The sequence below is a fragment of the Ruegeria sp. BG11 genome, from assembly GCF_056538565.1.
Window position 1 is genome coordinate 229798 of the sequence record NZ_JBQFTH010000003.1, and the last position, 24339, is coordinate 254136.

21 protein-coding genes are annotated in these 24339 nt (G+C 59.5%); 12 read left to right on the forward strand and 9 right to left on the reverse strand.

Going from position 1 to position 24339, the window contains the following annotated elements:
• Positions 1-3: 3 nt before the first annotated feature.
• Genes ACR0JF_RS07115 through bcoG form a run of 3 tightly spaced genes read right to left on the reverse strand, consistent with a single transcriptional unit; the run spans position 4 to position 3103 of the window.
• Positions 4-1428 carry a carnitine 3-dehydrogenase gene (locus ACR0JF_RS07115; RefSeq protein ID WP_170659412.1) on the reverse strand — a complete coding sequence of 475 codons (1425 nt, stop codon included), beginning with the start codon at positions 1426-1428 and terminating at the stop codon, positions 4-6.
• A complete protein-coding gene (locus ACR0JF_RS07120; protein WP_170659413.1) occupies positions 1425-2189 on the reverse strand; it encodes an SDR family oxidoreductase in 765 nt (254 codons plus the stop codon). The genes ACR0JF_RS07115 and ACR0JF_RS07120 overlap by 4 nt, the downstream gene beginning before the upstream one ends.
• Positions 2186-3103 (reverse strand): 3-dehydrocarnitine:acetyl-CoA trimethylamine transferase BcoG, encoded by a 918-nt coding sequence (gene bcoG, locus ACR0JF_RS07125; RefSeq protein WP_170554807.1) that lies wholly within the window; start codon positions 3101-3103, stop codon positions 2186-2188. The genes ACR0JF_RS07120 and bcoG overlap by 4 nt, the downstream gene beginning before the upstream one ends.
• Positions 3104-3214: 111 nt before the next feature.
• Between bcoG and ACR0JF_RS07130 the strand changes: the two genes are divergently transcribed.
• Positions 3215-4198: a GlxA family transcriptional regulator gene (locus ACR0JF_RS07130; RefSeq protein WP_170659414.1), complete on the forward strand. Its 984-nt coding sequence runs from the start codon at positions 3215-3217 to the stop codon at positions 4196-4198.
• Positions 4199-4209: 11 nt separating this feature from the next.
• On the opposite strand, the gene ACR0JF_RS07135 is transcribed toward ACR0JF_RS07130, so the two are convergent.
• From ACR0JF_RS07135 to ACR0JF_RS07160, 6 genes are all read right to left on the reverse strand, one after another.
• Positions 4210-5187: an HpcH/HpaI aldolase/citrate lyase family protein gene (locus ACR0JF_RS07135; protein WP_170659415.1), complete on the reverse strand. Its 978-nt coding sequence runs from the start codon at positions 5185-5187 to the stop codon at positions 4210-4212.
• An 18-nt stretch (positions 5188-5205) separates the two neighbouring features.
• Complete coding sequence (glyA, locus tag ACR0JF_RS07140; RefSeq protein ID WP_170747519.1) at positions 5206-6501, reverse strand: serine hydroxymethyltransferase; 1296 nt, start codon at positions 6499-6501, stop codon at positions 5206-5208.
• Between the two features lie 74 nt (positions 6502-6575).
• Complete coding sequence (locus ACR0JF_RS07145; protein WP_170661482.1) at positions 6576-7547, reverse strand: 2-hydroxyacid dehydrogenase; 972 nt, start codon at positions 7545-7547, stop codon at positions 6576-6578.
• A complete protein-coding gene (sucD, locus tag ACR0JF_RS07150; protein WP_170380404.1) occupies positions 7547-8434 on the reverse strand; it encodes a succinate--CoA ligase subunit alpha in 888 nt (295 codons plus the stop codon). Before sucD ends, ACR0JF_RS07145 begins: the two co-directional genes overlap by 1 nt.
• Positions 8434-9630 (reverse strand): malate--CoA ligase subunit beta, encoded by a 1197-nt coding sequence (locus ACR0JF_RS07155; RefSeq protein ID WP_170661481.1) that lies wholly within the window; start codon positions 9628-9630, stop codon positions 8434-8436. Before ACR0JF_RS07155 ends, sucD begins: the two co-directional genes overlap by 1 nt.
• A gap of 28 nt (positions 9631-9658) precedes the next feature.
• Positions 9659-10900 (reverse strand): pyridoxal-phosphate-dependent aminotransferase family protein, encoded by a 1242-nt coding sequence (locus ACR0JF_RS07160; RefSeq protein WP_170661480.1) that lies wholly within the window; start codon positions 10898-10900, stop codon positions 9659-9661.
• A 219-nt stretch (positions 10901-11119) separates the two neighbouring features.
• On the opposite strand from ACR0JF_RS07160, the gene ACR0JF_RS07165 reads away from it, so the two are divergent.
• The 11 genes from ACR0JF_RS07165 (at position 11120) to ACR0JF_RS07215 (ending at position 24332) form a co-directional block, all read left to right on the forward strand.
• On the forward strand, positions 11120-11749 hold the full coding sequence (locus ACR0JF_RS07165; RefSeq protein ID WP_480669062.1) for a LuxR C-terminal-related transcriptional regulator: 630 nt from the start codon (positions 11120-11122) through the stop codon (positions 11747-11749).
• A gap of 75 nt (positions 11750-11824) precedes the next feature.
• Entirely contained in the window at positions 11825-12031 is a 207-nt protein-coding gene (locus ACR0JF_RS07170; protein ID WP_170661479.1) for a hypothetical protein, read from the forward strand.
• A gap of 71 nt (positions 12032-12102) precedes the next feature.
• Complete coding sequence (xylB, locus tag ACR0JF_RS07175) at positions 12103-13563, forward strand: xylulokinase (RefSeq protein ID WP_170661478.1); 1461 nt, start codon at positions 12103-12105, stop codon at positions 13561-13563.
• A 259-nt stretch (positions 13564-13822) separates the two neighbouring features.
• On the forward strand, positions 13823-14176 hold the full coding sequence (locus tag ACR0JF_RS07180; RefSeq protein ID WP_170661477.1) for an antibiotic biosynthesis monooxygenase: 354 nt from the start codon (positions 13823-13825) through the stop codon (positions 14174-14176).
• Positions 14177-14335: 159 nt separating this feature from the next.
• Positions 14336-17671 (forward strand): adenylate/guanylate cyclase domain-containing protein, encoded by a 3336-nt coding sequence (locus ACR0JF_RS07185; RefSeq protein WP_170661476.1) that lies wholly within the window; start codon positions 14336-14338, stop codon positions 17669-17671.
• A gap of 57 nt (positions 17672-17728) precedes the next feature.
• Complete coding sequence (locus ACR0JF_RS07190; RefSeq protein WP_170661475.1) at positions 17729-18670, forward strand: hypothetical protein; 942 nt, start codon at positions 17729-17731, stop codon at positions 18668-18670.
• The gene (locus ACR0JF_RS07195; protein WP_170661474.1) at positions 18657-19133 is read left to right on the forward strand and encodes a hypothetical protein; all 477 of its coding nucleotides are present in this window, start codon (positions 18657-18659) and stop codon (positions 19131-19133) included. The genes ACR0JF_RS07190 and ACR0JF_RS07195 overlap by 14 nt, the downstream gene beginning before the upstream one ends.
• The gene (locus ACR0JF_RS07200; RefSeq protein WP_170661473.1) at positions 19130-21034 is read left to right on the forward strand and encodes a GMC family oxidoreductase; all 1905 of its coding nucleotides are present in this window, start codon (positions 19130-19132) and stop codon (positions 21032-21034) included. The genes ACR0JF_RS07195 and ACR0JF_RS07200 overlap by 4 nt, the downstream gene beginning before the upstream one ends.
• The gene (locus tag ACR0JF_RS07205; protein ID WP_170661472.1) at positions 21031-22122 is read left to right on the forward strand and encodes a ferritin-like domain-containing protein; all 1092 of its coding nucleotides are present in this window, start codon (positions 21031-21033) and stop codon (positions 22120-22122) included. The genes ACR0JF_RS07200 and ACR0JF_RS07205 overlap by 4 nt, the downstream gene beginning before the upstream one ends.
• A gap of 139 nt (positions 22123-22261) precedes the next feature.
• Positions 22262-23359: an MHYT domain-containing protein gene (locus ACR0JF_RS07210; RefSeq protein WP_170640195.1), complete on the forward strand. Its 1098-nt coding sequence runs from the start codon at positions 22262-22264 to the stop codon at positions 23357-23359.
• A gap of 139 nt (positions 23360-23498) precedes the next feature.
• Positions 23499-24332 (forward strand): FAD binding domain-containing protein, encoded by an 834-nt coding sequence (locus ACR0JF_RS07215; RefSeq protein ID WP_170661471.1) that lies wholly within the window; start codon positions 23499-23501, stop codon positions 24330-24332.
• Positions 24333-24339: the final 7 nt, after the last annotated feature.

The following is a 24339-nucleotide window of genomic DNA, read 5'->3' on the forward strand; positions in this document are numbered from 1 at the left end:
GTATCAGCCGCGTTGCCCCACATGGCGGCCCGCCCCTTGAGGGGTCGGCAGCTTGGCGTGATCTTCGGCAAAAGCGGTCAGTTTCGCGGCCACTCCCTCGGTCGGCAGAGAGGTTTTGCGCGCGTTCAGATCCATATGCAGCAACAGGGTTTCGACGGTGGCCGCGACCTCTCCATCCGGTCCGTGCAGACGGTGGAACAGGTGCATTTTCTTGCCTTCGCCCCGCAGAACCTGCGTTGTGACGGTCAGACGACCCCCCGCATGCAATTCCGCGTGGTACTGCACGAAATTCTCGACCGTGAAATAGCTGTTGCCCGCCGCGATATAATCTGCATCCGCGTCGATCATCAGCATGAAACTGTCCGTCGCCTGGGCCGAGACCTCGATATAGTGGGCCTCATTCATGTGGCCGTTATAGTCTGTCCAGCTTTGCGGGATGACACGATCCACCGTGATCGGCAGATCATCACCTTCGGGGTCAGGCAACATCGCTTCATGCGCGTTCAGAACGCCGCCCGCACCGCTGCCGGTTTTCTTCAACGCTCGCATCATCCCGATCAGGTTGTCATCGCGCAGACGCTCCAGTTCGCGGATCGACATATGGCCGGATTGCGCGTCCGACTGACCCGCGATCAGGTCGACCAGTTCATCGGTAAATTCCGGCACATCCATCAACTTGGTCCAGGGCCATTGCAGGGCCGGGCCGAATTGCGCCATGAAGTGTTTCATCCCTGCTTCGCCACCCGCGACGCGGTAGGTTTCGAACAGACCCATTTGCGCCCAGCGGATACCAAACCCCATGCGGATCGCTTCGTCGATTTCTTCAGTCGTGGCGACGCCATCCTTGACCAGCCAAAGCGCCTCACGCCAGACAGCCTCGAGGAAACGGTCGGCGATATGCGCATCGATCTCTTTGCGGACGGTCAGCGGATACATCCCGATGGACCTCAGGATATCCGACGCCTTGGCGCAAGTATTCGCATCCCCCACCAACTCGACCAACGGCAGCAGGTAAACGGGGTTGAACGGGTGCGCGACGACAACGCGACCGCCGTGTTCGTTCAGTTCAGAGGGCTTGAACCCCGAGGTCGAAGACCCGATCACCGCATCGGCAGGCGACAGCTTGTCGATCTGCGCGTGGATCTTGTGCTTGAGGTCCAAACGCTCGGGCACGCTTTCCTGAACCCACGCGGCGCCGGCCAAAGCCTCGCCCATATCGTCATGAAAAGTCAGAGTGCCCTCGGCTGGCAGCGCCTTGTCATAGAGGGCGGGCAAGGCGCGGCGGGCGTTGGCCAGCACTTCGCCGATTTTGCGCTCAGCTTCCGGGTCCGGATCAAAGACCGATACGTTCCAGCCGTTCAGCAGAAAGCGGGCAACCCAGCCCCCGCCGATCACGCCGCCGCCGACGATGGTTGCTTTTTGTGTCATGGCGCAAGTGTCTCCGTATGGCCATCGATGGACAGAACCTGCCCCGAGATTTTGGTCCCCGCCTCCGAGGCAAGGAAAAGTATGCTGTTCGCCACGTCCTGCGCCGTGACCCATGTTTTCATGGACACGCCAGTCACATAGGCTGCGCGCATGGTCTCAATGCTCTGACCATGGGCTGCGGCTTCGTTCGCCAAAACGCGCTCCATCCGGTCGCCTTCAACAGCTCCGGGGCAGATCGCGTTGACGCGGATGCCAAAGGGGCCAAGCTCCATCGCGAGGGTTTTGGTCAAGCCGATCAGGGCCCATTTAGCCGCCGCATAGGGCGACCGCATCGGATAGCCCATGATCCCAGCAGTGGACGAGGTCATGACGATCAGGCCACTTTTTTGCGCCTTCATGACCCGCGCCGCCCAGCGGCAGGTCAGATAGGCGCCGTGCACGTTGGTGGCGAGGCATTGCTGCCACGCGTCATAGGCAAGGTCTTCGATCGGCCCGGCGGGGCCGCCGGTACCGGCATTGGCGCAGACCACATCAATGCCGCCCCATTCCGCCTCAACGGAACTCAGGAAGGCGTCCATGGCGGACTCCGAGGTGACATCGGCCACCACGGCGATACTGCCGGGATGCGCTTCGGCAAAGCTCTGAACTGCGGCAGGGTCTGCATCGCAGACCGCGACCCGTGATCCGTCTTGAATGAATTGCTCCGCAATGACGCGGCCGATGCCAGCCGCGCCTGCGGTTACAAGAACGCGCCTGTTCATTTCGCGACGGGAGCGCGCTTGGTCAAGCCCAGTTTCTCGCGCACGGCGTCCGGGCCGATGATCTTGGCGCCCATGTTCTCGATCACCGTCACGGCACGTTCGACCAGTTGTGCATTGGTGGCTAGAACGCCTTTTTCCAGAAACAGGTTGTCCTCAAGCCCGACGCGGACATTGCCGCCCGCCAGAACCGATTGCGCAACATAGGGCATCTGATCGCGACCCAGCGAGAAGGCCGACCATGTCCAATCAGACGGCACCGCATTGACCATCGCCATGAAGGTGTTGATGTCGTTGGGGGCACCCCACGGGACACCCATACACAGTTGGACCAGAGCGTTGGGCTCCAGAATACCCTCTTTCACCAATTGCTTGGCGAACCATAGGTGGCCGGTGTCGAAGGCTTCGATCTCTGGTTTCACGCCAAGATCGGTCATCATCTGACCCATCGCCCGCAACATGCCGGGGGTGTTGGTCATTACATAGTCTGCCTCGGCGAAGTTCATTGTGCCACAGTCGAGCGTGCAGATCTCGGGCAGGCATTCGGCGATATGCGCCATCCGCTCTGTCGCCCCGATCATGTCAGTGGCCGCTTCATTGACCGGAAACGGGTTTTCGGTCGGGCCGAACACAATATCACCGCCCATACCGGCCGTTAGGTTCAGCACCACATCGACCTCAGCATCGCGAATGCGGTCTGTCACCTCGCGGTACAGGCCCAGATCGCGCGACGGCACACCGGTTTCCGGGTCGCGCACGTGGCAATGCACAACGGCAGCACCTGCCTTGGCCGCATCAATCGCCGAATTGGCAATCTGCTCGGGCGAGCGCGGCACGTGCGGAGACTTGTCCTGCGTCCCACCCGATCCGGTGATAGCACAGGTGATGAAAACTTCGCGGTTCATGGCAAGGGGCATATCTTTGTCCTTCGATCAGCAGGAATCGCGCCTTGGCAGGCGACGGGATGCGGCAACGCTACTTTCAAAACCCCGGAACAAACGATACATTTCTCGTCAGGAGGAATACTTTTGTCGTCATCCCCTCATGAGCATTTCGAGTTCCTGTTGCTGGACGGGTTTTCCAACATGGTTCTGGCCAGCGCGCTGGAGCCGTTGCGGGACGTCAAGATGCGCGCGCTCTACGCCAGTCCGGGTTGGGAGATCACCAGCCTGAACGGTGAACCCGTAGAAAGCTCGAGTGCGATACAGGTCTCTCCCAATCGGGTCTTCGACCCAGCAAAATCCACCGGAACACTGGTCATCGTGGCCGGTTACCGCGTCCGGCAGCAGATTACCAAGGAATTGCTTGCAGCGATCCGACAGGCCGTTCGGACCGCCAAGCGCGTTCTGGCCTTGGATACAGCGGCTTGGATTCTGGCCGAAGCCGGAGTTCTGGACGGGCATCAGGCGACGATCCACTGGCAAGAGCTTGATGCCTTTCGCGAAAGCTTTCCCAAAGTGAACGTGTCCAGCGCCCGGTTTGTCCATTCCGGACCCTTTCTGACCTGCGGAGGGGCCAGCACGGCGCTGGAACTGACCCTCGACCTGATCCAGAACCTGTTCGGACCCGCCGCCGCATTTGATGCATCGAACATGTTCATCTACGACCCTGCCCGCCAATCCGAGCTGAAGCGCGGTTCTCAACAATTGCAGGATCGTGGGTCGCCGAAGCTGCTGGACGCGCTGAATGTCATTGCCGAAAACGTCGAGACTCCGCTGACAACCTTTGAACTGGCCGAACGCGTCTCGCTCTCCGAGCGCAGCCTCAGCCGCGCATTTGCAGATGAGTTGGGGATGACGACTGGCAATTACTACAAGCTCTATCGTCTGCAACATGCGCGCTATCTGGCGCAGGAAACGCGACTGAGTGTCGAACAGATTGCCCTAAGATGCGGGTTTTCCTGTGCGTCGGCCTTGGGGCGGTCGTTCACCCGTCAATTCGGCCGCCCGATCAGTGCTTTTCGCCCGCAAAACCGAAACGGGCCGTCCGATGGGACAGCCCGCTCCGTCTAACGTTTGGCAGATCACGCAGCAGCGATCTGGCTCGCCTTTTCAACCAGCACCTCGGCCTGCCGGATCGAGGCATAGTCAATCAAACGGCCGTCCAGCGAGACAGCGCCTTTGCCTGCCGCTTCGGCATCGGCCATCGCGACGAGGATCCGCTTGGCCTTGTCCACCTCGGCATCCGAAGGCGACATGACCTCATTGGCCAGCGTGATCTGGCTGGGGTGAATGGCCCACTTGCCTTCACAGCCCAGAACCGCTGCGCGCTTTGCCGCCGCACGATAGCCAGCGGGGTCTTGAAAATCGCCGAACGGGCCGTCGATCGGGCGCAGGCCGTTTGCGCGCGCCGCAACAACCATACGCGCCAGCGCGTAGTGCCACATATCACCCCAATGGGTCATGCGGCCGCCCTCAGGGTCGGCATCGGTCAGCACCGAGTAATCCGGGTTCACACCGCCAATGATGGTTGTCCGCGCGCGGGTCGAGGCCGCATAGTCGGCAACCCCGAAATGCAGACTTTCGTTGCGTTTCGATGCGGCAGCAATCTCGCTGACATTCTGCATGCCAAGCGCGGTTTCGATGATATGTTCGAACCCGATCCGCTTTTTGTAGCCTTTGGCGTCCTCGATCTGGGTGACCAGCATGTCGACGGCGTAAACATCCGCGGCGGTGCCGACCTTGGGGATCATGATCAGGTCCAGACGTTGACCGGCCTGTTCGACCACATCCACCACGTCGCGATACATGTAATGAGTATCCAGCCCGTTGATCCGAACCGACATGGTCTTGTTACCCCAGTCGATGTCATTCAGGGCCTCGATGATGTTCTTGCGGGCCTGTTCCTTTTCGTCGGGCGCGACGGCGTCTTCCAGATCCAGGAAGATCACATCCACATCCGACTTAGCCGCTTTTTCAAACATGCCGGGCTGGCTGCCCGGAACAGCCAGTTCGCTGCGGTTCAGACGGGCCGGAGCCTGTTCGATTGGGTGAAAGCTCATGGTTTAGGGTCCTTGGTTTTACAGGTTCGGATAGATAGGGAAGCGTGCGCAGAGGTCGGCGACTTCTGCTTTGACCTTGGCCTCGACCTCGGCATTGCCGTCTTCGCCATTGGCGGCCAGACCGTCGACCACTTCGATGATCCAATCCGCGATCTGGCGGAACTCAACCTCGCCGAAGCCGCGCGTAGTGCCGGCAGGGGACCCCAGACGGATGCCCGAGGTGATGGTCGGCTTCTCAGGATCAAACGGCACGCCGTTCTTGTTGCAGGTGATATGCGCGCGGCCCAAGGCCTTCTCGGTCGCGTTGCCCTTCACGCCTTTGGGGCGCAGGTCGACCAGCACCACATGGGTGTCGGTGCCATGGGTCACCGTGTCCAGACCGCCCTTGATCAGTTGATCCGACAGCGCCTGTGCGTTGGTGATGACTTGGCTGATATAGGTCTTGAATTCGGGGCGCAGCGCCTCGCCAAAGGCAACGGCTTTACCTGCGATGACATGCATCAGCGGACCGCCCTGAATGCCGGGGAAGATCGCTGAATTCACTTTCTTAGCGATATCTTCATCATTGGTCAGGATCATACCCCCACGAGGCCCACGCAGGGTCTTGTGGGTTGTCGTCGTCGCGACATGCGCGTGCGGGAAAGGCGAGGGATGCTCGCCTGCGGCCACCAGACCGGCGAAATGCGCCATGTCTACGTGCAGGTAGGCGCCGACCATGTCGGCGATCTCACGCATGCGGGCAAAGTCGATCTGACGCGGGATAGCCGAGCCGCCTGCGATGATCAGCTTGGGGTTATGCTCCTTGGCCAGCGCCTCGACCTGATCGTAGTCCAGCATGTTGTCTTCTTTGCGCACGCCGTATTGCACGGCGTTGAACCACTTGCCCGACTGGTTCGGACGCGCGCCGTGGGTCAGGTGACCACCGGCATCGAGGCTCATGCCTAGAATGGTGTCGCCGGGCTGGATCAGCGCCTGGAATACGCCCTGGTTGGCCTGGCTGCCCGAGTTTGGCTGCACGTTGGCAAAGCCACAACCAAACAGCTCTTTCGCGCGGTCGATGGCCAGGTTCTCGGCAATGTCGACGAACTGGCAGCCGCCATAGTAGCGACGGCCGGGATAGCCTTCGGCGTATTTGTTGGTCATCACCGAGCCCTGCGCCTCCATCACGGCGGCAGAGACGATGTTTTCCGACGCGATCAGCTCGATCTCGTCGCGCTGACGGCCCAGCTCGGACGTGATCGAGCCGAAAAGCTCAGGGTCACGGTCCGACAAAGACTGGGTGAAAAAACCATTTAAACGATTAGGCGCGTTCATGACGCAGTCCTCCTGAGCGGTCCGAGGCCCGACCCCACTGAGAGGTCAGAGCAGAGAAGTGATATGCGGGGGGATCAGATCACGCGATCGCGCGGTTCGCGGCCTTCGAAAAAGTCGCTGAGGTTGTCCAGCACCCGGAACCCCATCGCCTCGCGCGCCTCACGGGTGGCACTGCCGAGATGGGGCAGCATCACAAGGTTGTCGCATCCCAAAAGGTCGGGGTTGATGCGGGGCTCTCCGTCGAACACGTCCAGCGCTGCGCCTCCGATCATATCGAAGGTCAGGGACTGGATCAGGGCGCGTTCGTCGATCACCTCGCCACGTGCCGTATTGATCAGGAATGCGTCCGGTTTCATCAGATCCAGACGTTGCGCGTTGATCAGGTGCTTGTTTGCAGCCCCGCCGGGGCAATGGAGCGAGACGAAATCGCATTGCGGCAGCAGATCATCCACGGTTTCGACCTGAGTGGCATTGCATTGGGCCAGAACCTCGGGCGCGATTTTGCTGCGGTTGTAGACAACGATCTGCATGCCAAAACCGTGATGAGCACGCCGGGCCATTTCCTGCCCGATGCGGCCATATCCGATGATGCCTAGCACCTTGCCACTTACCTTGGTGCCGATCAGATGCGTGGGGCGCCAGCCGGTCCAATTGCCGGCCCGCAGCTCGCGTTCCCCTTCGCCAGCGCGGCGCGCCACCATCAGCAGCAAGGTCATCGCGATATCGGCGGTGCATTCGGACAGCACGTCCGGCGTGTTGGTGACGGTCATGCCCAGCCCACGCACTGAGGGCTCGCAGATGTGACTGTAGCCAACGCCGTAATTTGCCAGGATTTTCGTCTGCGCGCCGGGAACGTCCAAAGCCTCGGAGCTGAGGGTATCGGTCACGGTCGGCAGGACCGCATCATAGGATTTCAGCGCGTGCCGGATCTCTGCCGGGGACATAGGCTTGTCCCCGGTGTTCAGCACGGTGTTGTAGTTCTCGGCCAGCTGCGCCTCGACGGCGGCAGGCCAGCGACGGGTGACTAGAACCGAGGGTTTGACCATCACGCAGCCTCCATCACGCGGGCGATCGTTTCACCGATCACCGCTGGGTTTTCGGCCACGGTCACACCAGCGGCCGACAGGATTTCAACCTTTTCGCTGGCACTTTCGCCGAAGGCCGAAATGATCGCACCGGCATGGCCCATGGTCCGACCTTTCGGAGCGGTCAGACCCGCAACATAGGCCACCACAGGCTTGGTGATGTGATCGCGGATGAATTCGGCCGCTTCGGCTTCCTGAGGGCCTCCGATCTCACCGATCATGGCGATGATATGGGTGTCCTCATCCTCTTCGAAACGCTGCAGAATGTCCTTGAAGGACGAGCCGTTGATCGGGTCGCCACCGATGCCAACGCTGGTCGAAACTCCGATCCCGCGCTCTTTCAACTGGGCTGCGGCCTCATAGCCCAGCGTCCCCGAGCGACCAATGATGCCCACGTTCCCCGGCAGGTAGATATGCCCCGGCATGATCCCCAGCAGCGCTTTGCCGGGTGAGATGGTGCCCGCGCAGTTCGGCCCGGTCAGGACCATGCGCTTCTCTTTGGGATAGCGGTACATGTAGCGCTTAACGCGGATCATGTCCTGCGCCGGAATACCGTCGGTGATGCAGACACAATAGCGGATACCGGCATCTGCGGCCTCCATGATCGAGTCCGCCGCAAAGGGCGGTGGAACGAACACTAGGCTGGCATCCGCGCCAGTGGCTTCAACCGCCTGTTTGACGGTGTCGAAGACCGGAACGCCTTCGACGGTTTCACCGCCTTTACCTGGAACCACGCCGCCCACGACATTGGTGCCGTAGTTCAGCATGTCCTTCGTGTGGAACCGCGCCATACGGCCGGTGATACCCTGCACGATCACGCGCGAGTTACGATCGAGAAGAATGCTCATTACACAGCCCTCATCTTGGTGCCTTGGGTAAGGTCGTTGCGCCATGCGCCCACGGCGCGTTCGGCCGCCTCCATCAAAGTGGTGGCGCGGATGATCGGAAGACCGGACTTGGCGAGGATCTTCTGACCCTCTTCCACATTGGTACCGGCCAGGCGCACGACGACAGGGATGTCGATATCCAGCTCTTTCAAAGCCTGTACGACGCCCTCGGCCACCCAGTCGCAACGGTTGATACCCGCGAAGATGTTCACCAGAATGGCCTGCACATTGTCGTCCGAAAGAACCAGACGGAAAGCTTTAGCCACACGCTCGGGCGAGGCGCCACCACCGATATCGAGGAAGTTCGCAGGCTCTCCGCCAGCCAGTTTGATCGTGTCCATGGTCGCCATCGCAAGACCGGCGCCGTTCACGATGCAGCCGATATTGCCGTCGAGACCAACATAGGACAGGCCCCGGTCACCGGCACGGCTTTCGCGCGGGTCTTCCTGGCTTTTGTCGCGCAGTTCGGCGATCTGCGGGTGACGGAACAGGGCGTTGTCGTCAAAGCTCATCTTCGCGTCCAGCGCCAAAACGCGGTCGTCCCCTGTGATGACCAGAGGGTTGATCTCGACCATGGTGGCGTCCAGATCGCTGAAGGCGGCGTAGCAGCCCTGCAGCGTGCGGACCATGTGCTGGATCAGCTTCGGCTCCAGCCCCAGTTGGAACGCGATTTCACGGGCCTGGAATTCTTGCAGACCCACTGCGGGTTCAACAATTGAACGCACGATGCTGTCCGGACGCTCGGCCGAGATATCTTCGATCTCCATCCCGCCTTCCGAGGACGCAACGATCATGACCCGCTGGCTCGAACGATCCAGTACGAAACCAAGATAGATTTCGCGATCAATCGGCACCGCGGCCTCGACGTAAACGCGGTAAATCCCCTTGCCTTCGGGGCCGGTCTGATGCGTGACCAGCTTGCGGCCGAACATGTCATCACAGGCTGTGTAGATCTCGTTTTCGGTGTTGCACAGCTTGACCCCTCCAGCCTTGCCGCGCCCGCCTGCATGGACCTGCGCCTTGACAATCCACTTGTCACCCCCCAGTTCACGCGCCCGATAGGCCGCCTGTTCCGGGCTATAAGCCAAAGCACCGGGTGGTACTTCGACGCCGAAATTCGAAAGAAGCTCTTTCGCCTGATATTCGTGAATATCCATCTGCAATCCTCCCGTTCTTGCAGTGAAATTAAGCAGCCATCGAAGTGCCGTAGCGACTTTCCAGCAGGGCTTCGATCGCGTCCCGATCAATCTGTCCGCCCAGTTCGCGCATCGCCTCGGCAAACAGGCGTACGATCCGGCTGACGGATTTCCGGTTCAGCTGGTTGAGGATGCCGATCCGCACCTGCACAGGCGCGCTTAGCGTGGGCCAGATGCCAAAACCGCGCGCACGGCAATTCTGCACCAATTCCATCTCACGCCCGGCAAGCTCCGGTGGCAGGTTCAGAACGATCAGGCTGGGCATGTCCGAGGTGACCTCGCACCCCAGTTCGACCACGGCATCGCGCAGGACGCGTTCGTGAATGCGGTAAGACGCTGCGCGCTTGGCAAGCCCTTCCTGCAATGTCAGACGCAACGCCTCGTGGAAGGCAGCCACGGCATAGCCCGAATGCGTCCGGTGATAGGCGCCTTTCTCGACATCCTGACCGTCGACGATACCCCAGTGGCGGGCCTCGAAGATCGGGTTGTGCACATAGGTGTAGGCACCGCTGGTCTTGAGGCTGTCGATGAAGGCATCGGTAAAGCTAACTGGAGCATAGGTCAGCGGCAGGCAACACAGACCTTTCTGGGGGCAAGAGGCCCAGCCTGCGATGCCGGGGTAGTCGTCGATCGAAAAATCATCCACGCCCAGCGACGACACCGCGTCGATCAGCCCCATCGCGCCGTGACGCTCGCACGCGTCCGAAAAGCCGCGAATGTCGTTGATCCGGCCGGACCCGGTTTCCCAATGGGCCATGAACGCCCATTTGGGCTTGTGCTCAGCCAGGGCCGCTTCGACGATCTCGCCGGTGACCGGCTGGCCATGCGGAACCTCGATCACCGTGACGCTGGCAGCTTGCGGGTCAAGCGGATTGGCTGCGTGTTCGGCGGGCGTCGCTGCCTTGATCCGCAAGGTCAGCGCGTCGATGCCCGAGAAGGTGCCGTTGGTAAAAGCAACAACCTTGTCGCCCGGCATGACGGCCGAGAACATAGCGTCCAGTGCGCTCCAACCCGTTCCGGCGACGGCGAAGGTATAGGCGTTCTGCGTGCCCCAGATTTCGCGCAGCATATGCTTGCACTCGATCATTCCGCGCAGAACGTCGCCCTGCATGTGATCGGCGACCCCTGCCCCTGCAAAGGCCTGCAGAACGCGGGCATCCGTGTTGCCGGGTCCGGGACCCGCTGCAAGGGTCTCGGGGATTTCGAGCGGAGGGAAAATCTGGAGAGTCATTGTGCGGCTTCCTCTGCTGTTTCTCAGGCTCAGCGGCCCGTTTGGTTGAGTTGCCGTGTAGAAAACGTGGTCTTGCCAGATCACGCAACGTAACTTACTACTGATTTAGCATGCCTAATAGGATGGATTTTTACCTACCCAAAGGTGTAAAAATACGATAGTATACCAAAAACGTACCCACCCATTTGGGTAGTTTTTGAGCTTTAAGGGCAAATTCTTATGGCTGAAGCTCCATCAAAGCCCATCGACGTCATGCTGGCAGACGGCAACCCTCTGGTCCTGTCGGCGATGTCCGAGATCTTTGAACGCGACCCGCGATTCTCATTGGTCGCGACTTCGGCCACGGCCGAAGGATTCCTCGGTACGGTGATGCGAGTGCCTGTTCAGGTCGGTGTGGTAGACTGGACATTGCCCGCCCTTGGCGCAGCTAAACTGATCGAGGTGCTGCGCGATCAGGCCAGCGCACCGCGCTTCGTAGTCTATGGCGATGCCAATGCCGACGTTCCAAGACTTGCGATGCAGGCCGGGGCTGCCGGGTTTGCCGCACGCTCGGGCGAGGTCGAAGGGCTTCTGGACACCTGCGAGAAAGTGGCAGCGGGCAAGATGGTGTTTCCGTTCATCGACGTCCGGAAAATGCAGCAGGACCCGATCGAAAGCCTGTCGCGCAAGGAACGCACCATCCTCGAGGCGCTGGCGCAGGGCATGTCCAATCGCGAACTTTCAAAAGAGCTCGAGATTTCGACGAACACCGTGAAGTTCCACCTGTCGAACATCTACGACAAGCTAGACGTCAAGAACCGGACCCAAGCCATTGCGCAATATTATGCAGCGCGGATGCAAAGGGACTGATACGGACCGCAACCTGGTAAACTCGGGGTTTTCCGGGCATGCTTTGGGTTCACACCCGCAGTCGGAGGACCTCAAATGCCGCAATTTAATGACATGTTCGAACTCTCCATCGAGGATATGGAACTGATCGAACAGGCCCTGCGACAGGCGATGGCCTCTTATTCCATTGAGGGGGACGAGACCAACGAAGACACCATCCGCCGGATGCATGATCTTCTGGGCAAGCTGCATGATCAGAAGATTTTTTATCGCCCAAAGACCGGCAGCTATATCGGGGGCTGATCCGCACTTTGCAGACTCCTCAAAAACAGAATAAACCGTTTGCAAACATGTGAATTCAGAGGCGACGCAGTATGAGCTACCTTGGCATTGATCTCGGAACGTCCGGGCTGCGCGCCCTGCTCTTGGCTGAAGACGGCAGTGTGCTCGGCTCGGCAGAGCATTCCTGCACGTCCGAACACAAACATCCCGGCTGGAGCGAACAGGACCCCGCCGAATGGATCGCGGCGCTAGAGGGGGCGGTTGCCACGTTGCGGGACGCCTATCCTGAATTCAACGATCTGCGAGCCGTTGGCGTAGCGGGCCACATGCATGGCGCCACGCTTCTGGATTCCGCAGGCGACGTGATCCGACCCTGCATCCTGTGGAATGACACACGCGCGGATGCCGAGGCCCGGCATCTGGACGCCCTGCCAGGAATTCGCGAGATTTCGAGCAATATCGTTTTCCCCGGCTTCACGGCCCCCAAACTGCTCTGGGTCAAGGAACATGAGCCGGAGAATTTCTCCCGTATCGCGAAGGTTCTGCTGCCTGCGGCTTATATGAACTACTATCTGACAGGCGACTACGTCGCTGACATGTCGGACAGCGCTGGCACATCTTGGCTAGACGTCTCGCGCCGCGCGTGGTCGGAGGAGCTGTTGACCGCTGGGAAGATGTCGCCCTTTCAGATGCCCCGCTTGGTCGAGGGATGTCAGCCCGCAGGTACCCTTCGCGCCGATCTTGCCAGCCGTTGGGGTCTGCGCAATAGCGTCACCGTCGCAGGCGGCGCGGGAGACAACGCCGCAGCTGCCTGTGGCTTGGGTGCTCTGAACGAGGGGGACGGGTTCATTTCTCTTGGCACCTCCGGGGTGCTGTTGGCTGCGCGCGATGGCTATCACCCTGATCCGGCCTCGGCTTTGCACACGTTTTGCCATGCCGTGCCCGATCGCTGGTATCAGATGGGCGTTATGCTATCTGCAACCGACAGTCTGAACTGGCTGGGGCAGATCACCGGCCAAAAACCCGCCGACCTAACGCGCGCATTGGGCGAGGAGCTACGCGCGCCGGGCCGCGTGCAGTTCTACCCTTACCTCTCAGGCGAACGCACCCCGCACAACGACGCCAACATTCGCGGCGGTTTTACCGGGCTGGGAAAAGACACCGACCAGAGGGATCTGACCTGCGCCGTACTTGAGGGGGTCGCCTATGGCCTTAGCGATTCGTATGACGCGCTGGTGCAGACTGGCGCGCGGATTGATCGGCTGATCGGCATCGGCGGCGGTACAAAATCGCACTATTGGGTCAAGCTGATCGCAACCGTTCTGAACGTCCCAATCGAGTTGCCCAAAGATGGAGAGTTCGGCGCGGCACTAGGGGCCGCGCGTCTTGCCCAGATCGCAGAAACCGGAGCGTCCCCAGAAGACATACTGACCCCTCCCAACATCGGCGAGCGCGTTCAGCCTGACAGCAGCAAAATCGCAGATTACGGGGCAGCCAAGGCGCAATTCAAAGCCGCCTACGGACCTCTGCGGCAGATCTCCTCGCGGGGTTGATATTCGAGTCATCGGTCAGTGACAGCTAGGACCGCTAAGGCCCCCTGGCAACATCTGAGTTTTGCCAGCCCGGCGCAGAATATGCTAGCATAAGGGGTGCGTGGCCCTCATCCAACGAACCTATTGCGGGCTTTCTTTCGGCATATTGAATCCTCATTTCCCGAGGGCTGCCGCGCCGCGAAGATCAATCAATTTGACCCGTCTGGGTAGGGATAATCACGGATCGGACGAAGACCTGCCCTCAGAAAGGACTATCGATATGTATAGCATAATCGCGACCTGGTATTTGAAACCCGAACAGGAGGCCGAAGGGATTGCAGCCCTCAAGCAACTGGCCCAAGATGTGAAGCAGGAAGAGGACACCTGGGGCTACCTCATCCACACAGGCGGCGAAAACTCGGCGCCGCCCTGCAGTGACGGCACCGTCGTTTTCATCGAAATCTACAAGGACTTCCACGCTTTTATGGACCATGTGACCGGCCCGATCTTTACCGCGTTCAAAAAAGACCATGGGCAGCTTTTTCAGCCCATACCGGGCTCTGACAGCCCGTTCTTTCTGGTCGAAAACATCGACAGAATTGGAGGGTTTCTGCGACCGCAGGCGGGGTCCTAACCACAGTGCCAGCCCGCACCCGTGAGTAACCCTTTGCGGGCGCACAAAACCCACGCACAATTCAAGGGCGACGAATTGTAGATTATGTGATACTAAAGAAAGCGAAATTGTTTCTTTGTTTCACATAAGGCGCAATTACAGCGCTCAGGGGCAGCCATATTGGGACGTCCGAATGTTAATTGCAGCGAATGCGGCGCGGCCAATCCTGCCGGGTCCAACTTTTGCCACGGCTGCGGCAATGCACTAACCCTTGCCTGTGGGTCCTGCGGTGCGTCAGCGATGGCGCATGCAAAATTTTGCACCGCTTGTGGGGCTGCGCTGCTGGGTCAGGACAGCCCCTCACCCACCGCCACTGTGCCATCCCCCAAGGATTTACCGGAAGACGTTGCCGAACGTCGCCAACTGACCGTCATGTTTTGCGATCTGGTGGGGTCGACGGCCTTATCCGAAAGACTCGACCCCGAGGATTACCGCGAACTGATCACGCAATACCGCGAGCTGGTTGGCCAGACCGTCACCAAATTCGGCGGCGAGATTGCCAATTATGCCGGAGACGGAGTGGTCGCCATCTTCGGCTATCCCACCGCGCAGGAACTCAGCCACTACTCCGCCGCTCTTTGCGCGCTTGAGATCGCGGGCGCTGCGCGCGACGGAAATGCCGGACTGACGGACAAGTCGGTTTCGACAAATGTGCGGATCGGGATCCACACCGGACCTGTGGTGGTGGGCACGGCGGCAGGCACATCAAGCTCAGAAAAGGTCTGGCTGTTTGGCGATACACCGAACGTGGCGGCGCGGATTCAGGCTGCGGCAGATGTGGGTCAGGTGGTTGTCTCGGAAGTGACACGTAGACTGATCGGAGAGCGTCTGGATTTCAACTCGATCGGCAGCCCTCCCTTGGCGGGAGTCAGCACACCGTTGCATCTCTATGAGGTCGGGCCGAAGATTTCCGGTTTTGAGACTGGGCGCAAAGACTTCGCGCACGACAAGACGCCGACTATCGGGCGCACCGCCGAGATCGCTCTGGTCCAGTCCAGATGGGACGGTGCGCTGGACGGAGAGGGGCAGGTTCTGCTACTGACCGGCGACGCGGGCGTCGGCAAATCCAAAATCGCCTTTGGCCTGAAGGACAAGCTAACCGACGAGGACTCCACCCAGTTCACTCTGTTCGGATCGCCATTGCATCAAAGCAGCGCATTTTTCCCGATCAAGAATGCGCTGACGACGCTAACGGGCATGCTGCCCAATGCGCCTCCTGAGGAAAGTCGGGACAAAGTTACCCGCTTTCTGACCGATCTGAACCTGGATTCAGAAACCTGCGCCGCCCCTATCCTGCGCCTGATGGGGCTGGAAGACAGCACCTCTCTGGTCGCGCCGATGGGGCCCGAGCGGGAGAAGGGCGCGCTGATCGAGGCGCTTTTGCAATTGTGCGCGGGGTTGGAGCAGCACCATCCCTTGTTGCTGCTGCTCGACGATGTGCATTGGTTCGACGCCTCAACGCTGGAATTCGTCAACGGCTGGATCGAACAGGTGTCGAACCGCCACTGCCTGATCCTGATGACCGCCCGGACCGAGTTCCAATCGCCATGGCGCAACCAGTCCCATGTCACCAGTCTGGAGCTCAATCGGCTTGTACGCCGTGACATCTACAAGCTGGTTGAAAGCATCTCGGGCGTGCGGCCGTCGCCGGAAGTTCTCAGTCAATTGGCCGACCGCACGGATGGTGTGCCCCTATTCGTCGAAGAGCTGACCAAGATGGCAATGGAATCCGGCCTTTTGGTCAACCGCGGCCAGAGTCAGGCCGAGTTGTCCATGGCGATCCCGGAATCGCTGCAGGATTCGCTGATGGCCAGATTGGACCGTTTGTCGGCCAGCCGCGAGATCGTGCAGGTCGCCGCAGCAATCGGCCGAAACTTTGAGCGCAAGCTGCTGTCCGAGGTTCTGGACTGGACCGAAAACGACATCACCGAAGCGCTGAACCAGCTGCTTGAGACCGAACTGATCGTGCCCGCAGGCCAGCCGGGTACGGCAGATGCCTACCGGTTCCGCCACGCGCTGGTGCAGGATGCCGCGTATCAATCCATGCTGCGCTCGACGGCCTCAAGGTGGCATGGCCAAATCGCTACGGTTCTTGAGGAGAAATACGCCGAAACCGTCGCGCGAGAGCCTGAAATTCTGGGCCATCACTACTGGCGTGCCGGCAACTACCCCGCTGCCGAGGGCAAACTGATGACCGCAGCCCGACAGGCATTGGACCACTCGGCGAATGTCGAGGCGATCACACATTTGCAGCATGCTTTGGAATGCTTGCAGGAAATGCCGCAATCGCAGGAACGTGACCGGCGCGAAATCGACATGCAGATCATGATCGCCGTGCCTCTGGCCTTCGTCCGGGGCTATGCGCATAAATCGGTTCTGTCGGCCTATGCGCGGGCGCAGTCCCTATGCCGCGAGTATGGTGAGACAGAGCGGCTGTTCAAAGTGGTCTACGGGCAGTTCCGCTCGACCATGTTGGGCGGAGAATATGAAATATCGAAACAGAATGCGGATCGGCTGGTCTCGCTCTGTCAGGATTTATCGAGCCCGCTGACCATTGTCTCAGCCGAACGCTCAATGGGATCGCTTCAGACCTATCTGGGCCATCCGAAAGATGCGTTGAAACATCTTGAGGCCGGGCTTGAGGTCAATCTGTCCATCGAACATCGCTTCATGGGCCTCGATTTCGATGTGGTTGACCTTGCAGTGGCTCTTCAGGGCTATCGCGCGCTTTCCTACTGGCTGTCAGGCGACGAATCCAGCGCGCTGACAGCGATCAAAGCGGCGCTAGTCCATGCCGAAGAAACCGCGCACCCGTTCAGCCAGTCCTTCGCCAATGCTTTCCTTGGATGGATTTCCCATTTCCGGGGCGATGAGGCGACGGTGCAGGACAGTTCGGCCATTTTGATCGCGCTGTCCGAGGAATATTCTTTCCAATTCTGGCGCGGTTGGGCGCGGGTCATGAATGGTTGGGTGCGCCGAAGCACAGATGGTGAAAAGGCCTTGGAAGAGATCGCCCTGGGCCTGCGCGAATGGCGCGATACCGGCTGCCGCCTTGGTCTGAGTTTCTTCCTGTGCCTCTACGCGGATGCGGCTATTCTACACGGCAAACTGGAACTGGCCGAGGAACTGTTGGACGAAGCCGAAGCCTTCGCCAACGACAGCGGTGAGAAATTCTGGATCGTCGGGCTGACCTGCCTGCGCGGTCGGTTGGCAATGGCCCACGGGGATGACAGCGCCGGGATCGGCCACCTTAAAGAGGCTGCTATGGTGGCGTTGCAGCTGGGCCACTACGGCCCGCTTTTGCATGTCATTCGGGAATTGGCCGAGCTTGAGACCTCGTCAAACTGCCTTGGTGAGATCTCGAAAGCCGTGGCCGCCGACAAGACCAAGGCGCCCGCGCTGGTCGAGGCAAAAGCCATTTTGAAAACCCTAAAAACAAAACAGCCGGAGGCATGATCGGGCGGAATTTGAGCAAGTAGAATTGTCACAGCCAGTGGGGGAGATCACAGCCAAATGACAAAGAAAAAAGCCAAAAGCGACCCGTGCCATCAGACGGATGTCACCGGCGTCATGCCGAAACTGCCAAAACAGTTTGACACGTTCCCCTTCTACTATGCCTCGCTGCAATGCCAATGGATGTATTGGTACACCTCGGTCGAAGTTGCCCGCCAGTTTGTGAAAGGCACCGGCCTGTGTGTCGCCGAATTTCCCGATGAAGACGGCGAGAACAAGGCCGTCATCCTGCTGAACTTCCAACGCTATACCGCGCATTATGACAACTCGCTGGGCTTCGTGAACGAGGTCGAATTCAACCTACTGGCCTATCCCAAGAACCGTGTGCCGGGCGTGCCGAAGATGTCCCTGACTGAGTATCTTCACGGCCGAGATCAGACGAAAACCATCGGCCATCTACGGGTTCACGTTGCCGCCGATAACGCCATGGCCGTCAAGGCCGGACGGCAAGCGTTCGGAGAACCCAAGTTTCTGGGCAAGTTCAACTACAAGGTTCCTTCGCTGAATGCCAAGATGAAGGGGCACCCTCCGATCTCACCCAAGAAATGGTGGATCCAACTGGTCAATCCCGACGATCCGCAAACCATCGTCTATGATCTGACGGCGGATCTTGGCAAACTCAAGGGCGATCACTGGACTCTGACCAACTGCACACCGATCCCCGAATTCGCCACTGGACTTGGGCGCACCGTTTGGACTCGCTGGACCATCTCGGGCCTGTTTGAAACCGCGATGCTGACCACGAAAGAGGGCAAACGCATCGCAAAAAGCTTCAAGCTGAAACTGGGCAACAACGATTTCCCGATGACCCGCGACATGCTCACGCTGTTCACCGATATGACGCCGGTGGCCGTGCAGGTCTTTGAAAGCACGCCTGCCTGCTTTGAGCCTCGTGGCTTCTATGTGGACGCAATTGATGGGGATCGCCATGAAGACGCATGATGACGCCCCCGAGTTTCAAGCCTTTCTGACCGTCAGCGCCGCCCTGACAGGCTATAGCAGCGCCGAGCTGCAAGGTACCGGATGCGCAGGCGAATACTGGCATCAGTTTCGGCAGGTCCTGCCCGCCGAAATCCTCAAGGAGTTCCTGTCCCATTCCCACGAGCTGGGCAAGCAGGACGACGACCGGATCATGCGTCAGACCTATCTGTCGGACAAGTGTCTCGGCCCGCTGTCGCGGACGCTGATCCAGCTGTGGTATACCGGCCAATGGGTGCCGCTTTCGCAGGAATGGCGCGAAAGCTACGGCGCGTCGCGGTTTGATGTGGTCAAGATCATCTCGACCAGGTCCTACAAGGAAGGGCTGGTCTGGGACGCCATCGGAGCGCATCCCCAAGGGGCCAAGCAACAGGGCTTTGGCGCATGGGGCCTTGAACCTCCAAAACAGCGGGGGGCAGGCAAATGAGCGCGATTGCAGATGACGACCGGACCTATGATGTGGTCATCGTAGGAGCCGGGTTTGCCGGGGGCATTCTGGCGAAAGAGCTGGTCTCGGCCGGTCATTCGGTTCTGATCCTCGAAGCCGGGGAAGACCATGGCAAGACGTGGGAAACCTATCGCTCTTACTTGGATCAGTACTATCTGTCGCTGGCTAAGACGCCGAACTCTCCCTATCCGAACCTACCAACCCTGCCGTCACCTTCGGTGTTAGACATCACCGCGGTACGGGGCACCGAGCCCGACACAAACGGGTATTTCGTGCAACGCGGCCCCCTGCCCTTTGGCAGCAACTACCTGATGGCCTTTGGGGGAACCTCATTGCATTGGCTGGGCACGAGCCTGCGCATGATGCCTGCGGATTTCGAGATGCAAAGCCGCTTTGGCAAAGGCGTTGACTGGCCTTTTGGCTATCAGGACCTGCGCGCAGACTATGAGCGCGCCGAGTGGGAGATCGGTGTCTCGGCCGATGCCGACGAACAGACGCCCAAGGCACTGGGTATTCGCACGTCAGGACGGCACGACAATGTCGGGTATTTCGACAAGGAATACGACTACCCGATGCATTCGATCCCGTCGTCTTACGTGGATGGCTTCTTTGCCAAGGCAGATGGGATGCCCATCGAAATCGGCGAGGATGCCACCAGCACGGTTCACCTGAAAGTCTCGCGCACGCCGCAGGGCCGGAACTCAACTCCGCGCAAGCCAAGAACTGCCAAGGGCATTCAGGTTGGCGACAAGCGCAGGCAGCAATTCCGCCCGCGCGGCGCAACCGGACCATTCGCCTATATGGGTCAGCGGTGCGAGGGAAACTCAAGCTGCATTCCGATCTGCCCGATCCAGGCCAAATACAACGCGATGAAAACGCTCGAAGATGCCAAGCACAAAGCCAAGCATCAGATGGAGACGATCACGCAGGCCATCGCCTCGAAGGTCGAACTGGCCGAAAGCGGGCGTGTATCTGGTATTGTTTACAAGAAATACCCGTTCCCCGGTGTGCCTCAGTACGAACTACGCCGGGCCAGAGGTAAGCAATATGTGCTGGCTGGCGGTGCGGTGGAAAACGTCACTCTGGCGCTAGCCTCGGGAATTTGCACCAGCAGTGACGAGCTGGGCCGCAACCTGATGGACCACCCCTACATGATGACTTGGGGCGCCGCGCCCGAGCCGGTTGGACCGTTTCGCGGCCCGGGATCGACCTCGAGCTATGCCAATTTCCGGGACGGAAACTTTAGGAACAAGAATGCAGCTTTCCGGTTGGAGATCGGTAATTGGGGATGGAACTTTGCCGCTGGCTCTCCGAACTCCGACGTGGCGCGACTGGTCGAGCAAGACAACCTCTATGGCACCGCCCTGCGCGACAAGCTCTATCACGATGTCCAGCGGCAGGTCCGAATTGGCACTATGGTTGAGCAACTGCCCAGAGCTACTAACCGCGTGACCATCGACCCAGCCTACCGCACGCCAATGGGCGAATACCGCCCGGTGATCAGCTATGATCTGGACGATTATTCCCGCGCAGGGCTGGCCGCCGCCAATGACACCTGCGCGCAGATTTTCCAGCGGCTGGGTATCAAGAACCATACCTCCTACAGCCCATCGGATGCGGGGTATTTAACTTATGATGGAAAGGGTTACACCTTCTTCGGTGCAGGCCATCTGGTCGGTACGCACAGGATTGGAACCGACAGGCACAACTCGGTCACCAATGACGAGATGCGCGCATGGGACCACGACAATCTGTGGCTGGTGGGCGCGGGCTCGATGCCGACGATTGCCACGTCCAACCCAACACTGACGATGTCTGCCATGGCCTTCAGGGCCGCCAGAGCCATCCAGAAGGCCGTTCGGAAAGGGGGTGCGAAATGAGTTCGAAAAAGAAACTGGACGCCGCGCGTAAAAATCTCTGCAAACATCTGCAAGACGCCTTGATGCTAGAGCTTTCGACAATACCGCCCTACGCGACGGCCTGCTATTCGATCCTCGAGCAAGGGCAATACGACCGGTCCGAGCCGACCATCGTCAACGCCGAACCGATCGAGGTGATCCGTCAAGTCATGGTCGAAGAGATGTTGCATATGGTTCTTGCGGCGAATGTGATGAACGCGATCGGGGGCACGCCTCAGCTGAACAATCCCAACTTGCTGCCGAAATACCCGACAGAGCTTTTGAACGGGGCCGGGCCAGAGGTGCGTCTGCGCAAATTCTCGCCCAAACAGGTCAAAAGCTTTCGCAAGATCGAAACCGCGCCGAAAGACCTCCGTAAGGCATTGAGGGGGCACTATTCCACCATCGGCGGGTTCTACGCCTATGTCAGGAAGCTGCTGGAAGAAGCGTGTAAGGAGTTCGGGGACAAAGAGATCTTCATCGGCGACCCCGCGCGTCAGATCTCCAATGACGACTATTTCGGCGCGGGCGGTGAAGTAGTCGAGATAACCGGCACCCCCGCGCAACGTCGCAAGGCGGCTTTTGATGCCATCCAAAAGATCATGGAAGAGGGCGAAGGCGCAGATCTGGGTGGCAAAGCTGGCGACGGAGACACCATTCCGGGGCCAGCTGGCCATGAGGACGTTGCACATTTCTTCAAGTTCAACGAAATCCTACATAGCCGCTACTATCGCCCCGAAGATCTTGTGACCGACCCTCCGACTGGCGGTGACCTTATCGTCGATTGGAGCGCAGTCTCTCCGATGAAAGACGACCCAAGCGAGGAGAACTATAAGTCCGCCCCCGAAATCGCCGCGATCTCGGCCGAATTCAACGCCGCGTGGTCCGGTTTGCTGGACGGTCTGCACATCGCCTTCAACGAAGATAAATCCGCTTTGCGCGACCTTGTTCCAACGATGTATTCGATCAAGTCGCTGGCGCAAAAACTGATGCGCATCCCATTGCCGGACGGATCGGGCGAGACAGCCGGGCCGACATGGACCTACCTTGCGCCGAAAAAGCGGATCTGACCTGTAGCCTTAAAACCGGCGGGACCCCGTTTATGCGCCTCAGTCGAAAAAGGTGTCTGCCGCTGTGTCCAACAAAGATTGTGCGTAGAATTTCAGTTTGATAACGTCATGATCGCGCTGGGGAGGGCGCGGCATCTCAATGTTGGACTATTCGCACAATGCGTGGCTCGTGGCGGCCTCGTTGGCCGTGGCGCTGATGGCGGGTTTTACCGGTCTTTACCTGACGCATGGCGCGTCGAAACTGGACAATCAACGGCGCAAGTTCATCGTCGCCCTCGCAGCCGTCATACTGGGCGGCGGTATCTGGTCCATGCATTTCGTTGCCATGCTGGGCCTGCAACTGCCGATCCTGTTTTATTACGACGCGCTGGTGACGCTGATCTCGGCGCTGGTTGCCATCCTTATGGTGGGGCTGGCGCTGCTGCTTTTGCATTTCCGTCCCAGAACACCGCCGACCATCGTTGGCGCGGGGGTGATCGTGGGGCTTGGGATCGTTGTCATGCACTATGTCGGCATGGCCGGGATGCAGCTGTGCCGACCCGTCTACAGCCTGTTCGATATCGTTTTGTCGACCGCGGCCTCGGTTGTTCTGTCGGTTCTGGCGATCTGGGTGGCCTATGACAGCCGAACCCATCGGAACATCCTGCTGGGCACAGCCTGTTTCGGCATTGCCGTGTTTTCCATGCATTTCATCGCAACCGGTCTCACGGATTTCGTCGCAACCGAGACTGCCGGGGCTGCCGGGCCTGCGCTGGACAACCAGATTCTGGCAATGGGCGTCACGGTTGCAGTCTTCCTGATCTGTGGGGCCTTCCTGCTGACCGGGATCACCTTCATCGAACCCAAGCCTGAACCCGCATCAGTCCCAATACCCGCCCCTGAACCAGAACCAACCCCAACCTTACGCGCCGGGGTGCCGTTTGAGCGCGAAGGTCAAACCTTCTTTGCCGAACCCGCCCAAATTGCCGCCATACGGGCCGAGGGGCATTACACCATTCTCTATATCGATTCCGAGAAACTGTTCTGCCCCTGGTCCATCACCGAGGCCGAGACGCGCCTACAGCCCGATGGCTTCCTGCGCGCCCATCGAAGTTATCTGGTGAACCCCAAACATGTTTCAAGCTTCGAGAGGCATAAGGACAACGGGACATGCTATTTCGACTCTGTCGAGGCGCTCAGCAAGGTACCTGTCAGCCGATCTCGACTTTCAGACATCCGTGACGCTTTGGGCCTGTGATCGCAACTCGTGCAGCTCATTCGCATTTCGTGAAACAACCTGCGCGCCCCGTTCCCTACGACTGGAACCGCTGAGCGCACCCCTCTTTCCTGATTGAAGGTACCCCAAGGTATACCGCTTGGACCCAGGGAGGAAAAACATGATACCAGCCGGTTTTGAGTATCACCGGCCAGGCGACATCGCCTCGGCCATCGGCATTTTGCAAGAACACGGAGACGAAGCGCGCGTGATCGCGGGCGGGCACAGCCTGATCCCGATGATGAAGCTGCGAATGGCCGAGATGGGCCACCTGATCGACCTTCAGGCCATCGATGAACTCAAGGGCATCGAGATCGGGTCCGATACGGTAACCCTTGGCGCCATGGTGACGCAGCACGAGTTGATCACCCATGACGGTCTCGCAGCTGCCATTCCGTTGATCCGCGAGGCGGCCTTGCAGATCGCCGACCCGCAGGTTCGTTATATGGGCACCGTCGGTGGCAATGTCGCCAACGGCGATCCTGGCAATGACATGCCGGGTCTGATGCAGTGCCTGAACGCGACCTTTGAACTATCCGGTCCCGATGGGTCACGCAGTGTCGCCGCGCGTGAGTTTTATGAGGCCGCCTATTTCACAGCACGCGAGGATGAGGAAATCCTGACCCGAATTTCGATTCCCGTACCTGGTGCTGGTGTTGGTCAGGCGTATGAGAAGCAAAAGCGCAAGATCGGGGATTATGCGACGGCCGCCGCCGCTGTGATGGTCGGTAACGGCACGGCCTCGGTTGCGATGACCAACCTGGCGGACACTCCGATCTGGTCCGAAAGCGCCAGCGCTGCATTGGCCAATGGCGATGTGGACGGCTGTGTTGCCGCCATGCTGGATGCCATTGAACCCGTGGCCGACAACCGTGGACCCGTCGAATTCAAGAAACATGTGGCGAGCGTGATGCTGCGCCGCGCCATCGACCGTGCGCAAAGCCGCGCGGGTTGAGGGGAGG

Coding starts and splice junctions, on each gene's coding strand:
- ACR0JF_RS07115 (WP_170659412.1), bottom strand. CDS start 1,428: ATGACACAAAAAGCAACCATCGTCGGCGGCGGCGTGATCGGCGGGGGC.
- ACR0JF_RS07120 (WP_170659413.1), bottom strand. CDS start 2,189: ATGAACAGGCGCGTTCTTGTAACCGCAGGCGCGGCTGGCATCGGCCGC.
- bcoG (WP_170554807.1), bottom strand. CDS start 3,103: ATGCCCCTTGCCATGAACCGCGAAGTTTTCATCACCTGTGCTATCACC.
- ACR0JF_RS07135 (WP_170659415.1), bottom strand. CDS start 5,187: ATGAGCTTTCACCCAATCGAACAGGCTCCGGCCCGTCTGAACCGCAGC.
- glyA (WP_170747519.1), bottom strand. CDS start 6,501: ATGAACGCGCCTAATCGTTTAAATGGTTTTTTCACCCAGTCTTTGTCG.
- ACR0JF_RS07145 (WP_170661482.1), bottom strand. CDS start 7,547: ATGGTCAAACCCTCGGTTCTAGTCACCCGTCGCTGGCCTGCCGCCGTC.
- sucD (WP_170380404.1), bottom strand. CDS start 8,434: ATGAGCATTCTTCTCGATCGTAACTCGCGCGTGATCGTGCAGGGTATC.
- ACR0JF_RS07155 (WP_170661481.1), bottom strand. CDS start 9,630: ATGGATATTCACGAATATCAGGCGAAAGAGCTTCTTTCGAATTTCGGC.
- ACR0JF_RS07160 (WP_170661480.1), bottom strand. CDS start 10,900: ATGACTCTCCAGATTTTCCCTCCGCTCGAAATCCCCGAGACCCTTGCA.
- ACR0JF_RS07165 (WP_480669062.1), top strand. CDS start 11,120: ATGGCTGAAGCTCCATCAAAGCCCATCGACGTCATGCTGGCAGACGGC.
- ACR0JF_RS07170 (WP_170661479.1), top strand. CDS start 11,825: ATGCCGCAATTTAATGACATGTTCGAACTCTCCATCGAGGATATGGAA.
- xylB (WP_170661478.1), top strand. CDS start 12,103: ATGAGCTACCTTGGCATTGATCTCGGAACGTCCGGGCTGCGCGCCCTG.
- ACR0JF_RS07180 (WP_170661477.1), top strand. CDS start 13,823: ATGTATAGCATAATCGCGACCTGGTATTTGAAACCCGAACAGGAGGCC.
- ACR0JF_RS07190 (WP_170661475.1), top strand. CDS start 17,729: ATGACAAAGAAAAAAGCCAAAAGCGACCCGTGCCATCAGACGGATGTC.
- ACR0JF_RS07195 (WP_170661474.1), top strand. CDS start 18,657: ATGAAGACGCATGATGACGCCCCCGAGTTTCAAGCCTTTCTGACCGTC.
- ACR0JF_RS07200 (WP_170661473.1), top strand. CDS start 19,130: ATGAGCGCGATTGCAGATGACGACCGGACCTATGATGTGGTCATCGTA.
- ACR0JF_RS07205 (WP_170661472.1), top strand. CDS start 21,031: ATGAGTTCGAAAAAGAAACTGGACGCCGCGCGTAAAAATCTCTGCAAA.
- ACR0JF_RS07210 (WP_170640195.1), top strand. CDS start 22,262: ATGTTGGACTATTCGCACAATGCGTGGCTCGTGGCGGCCTCGTTGGCC.
- ACR0JF_RS07215 (WP_170661471.1), top strand. CDS start 23,499: ATGATACCAGCCGGTTTTGAGTATCACCGGCCAGGCGACATCGCCTCG.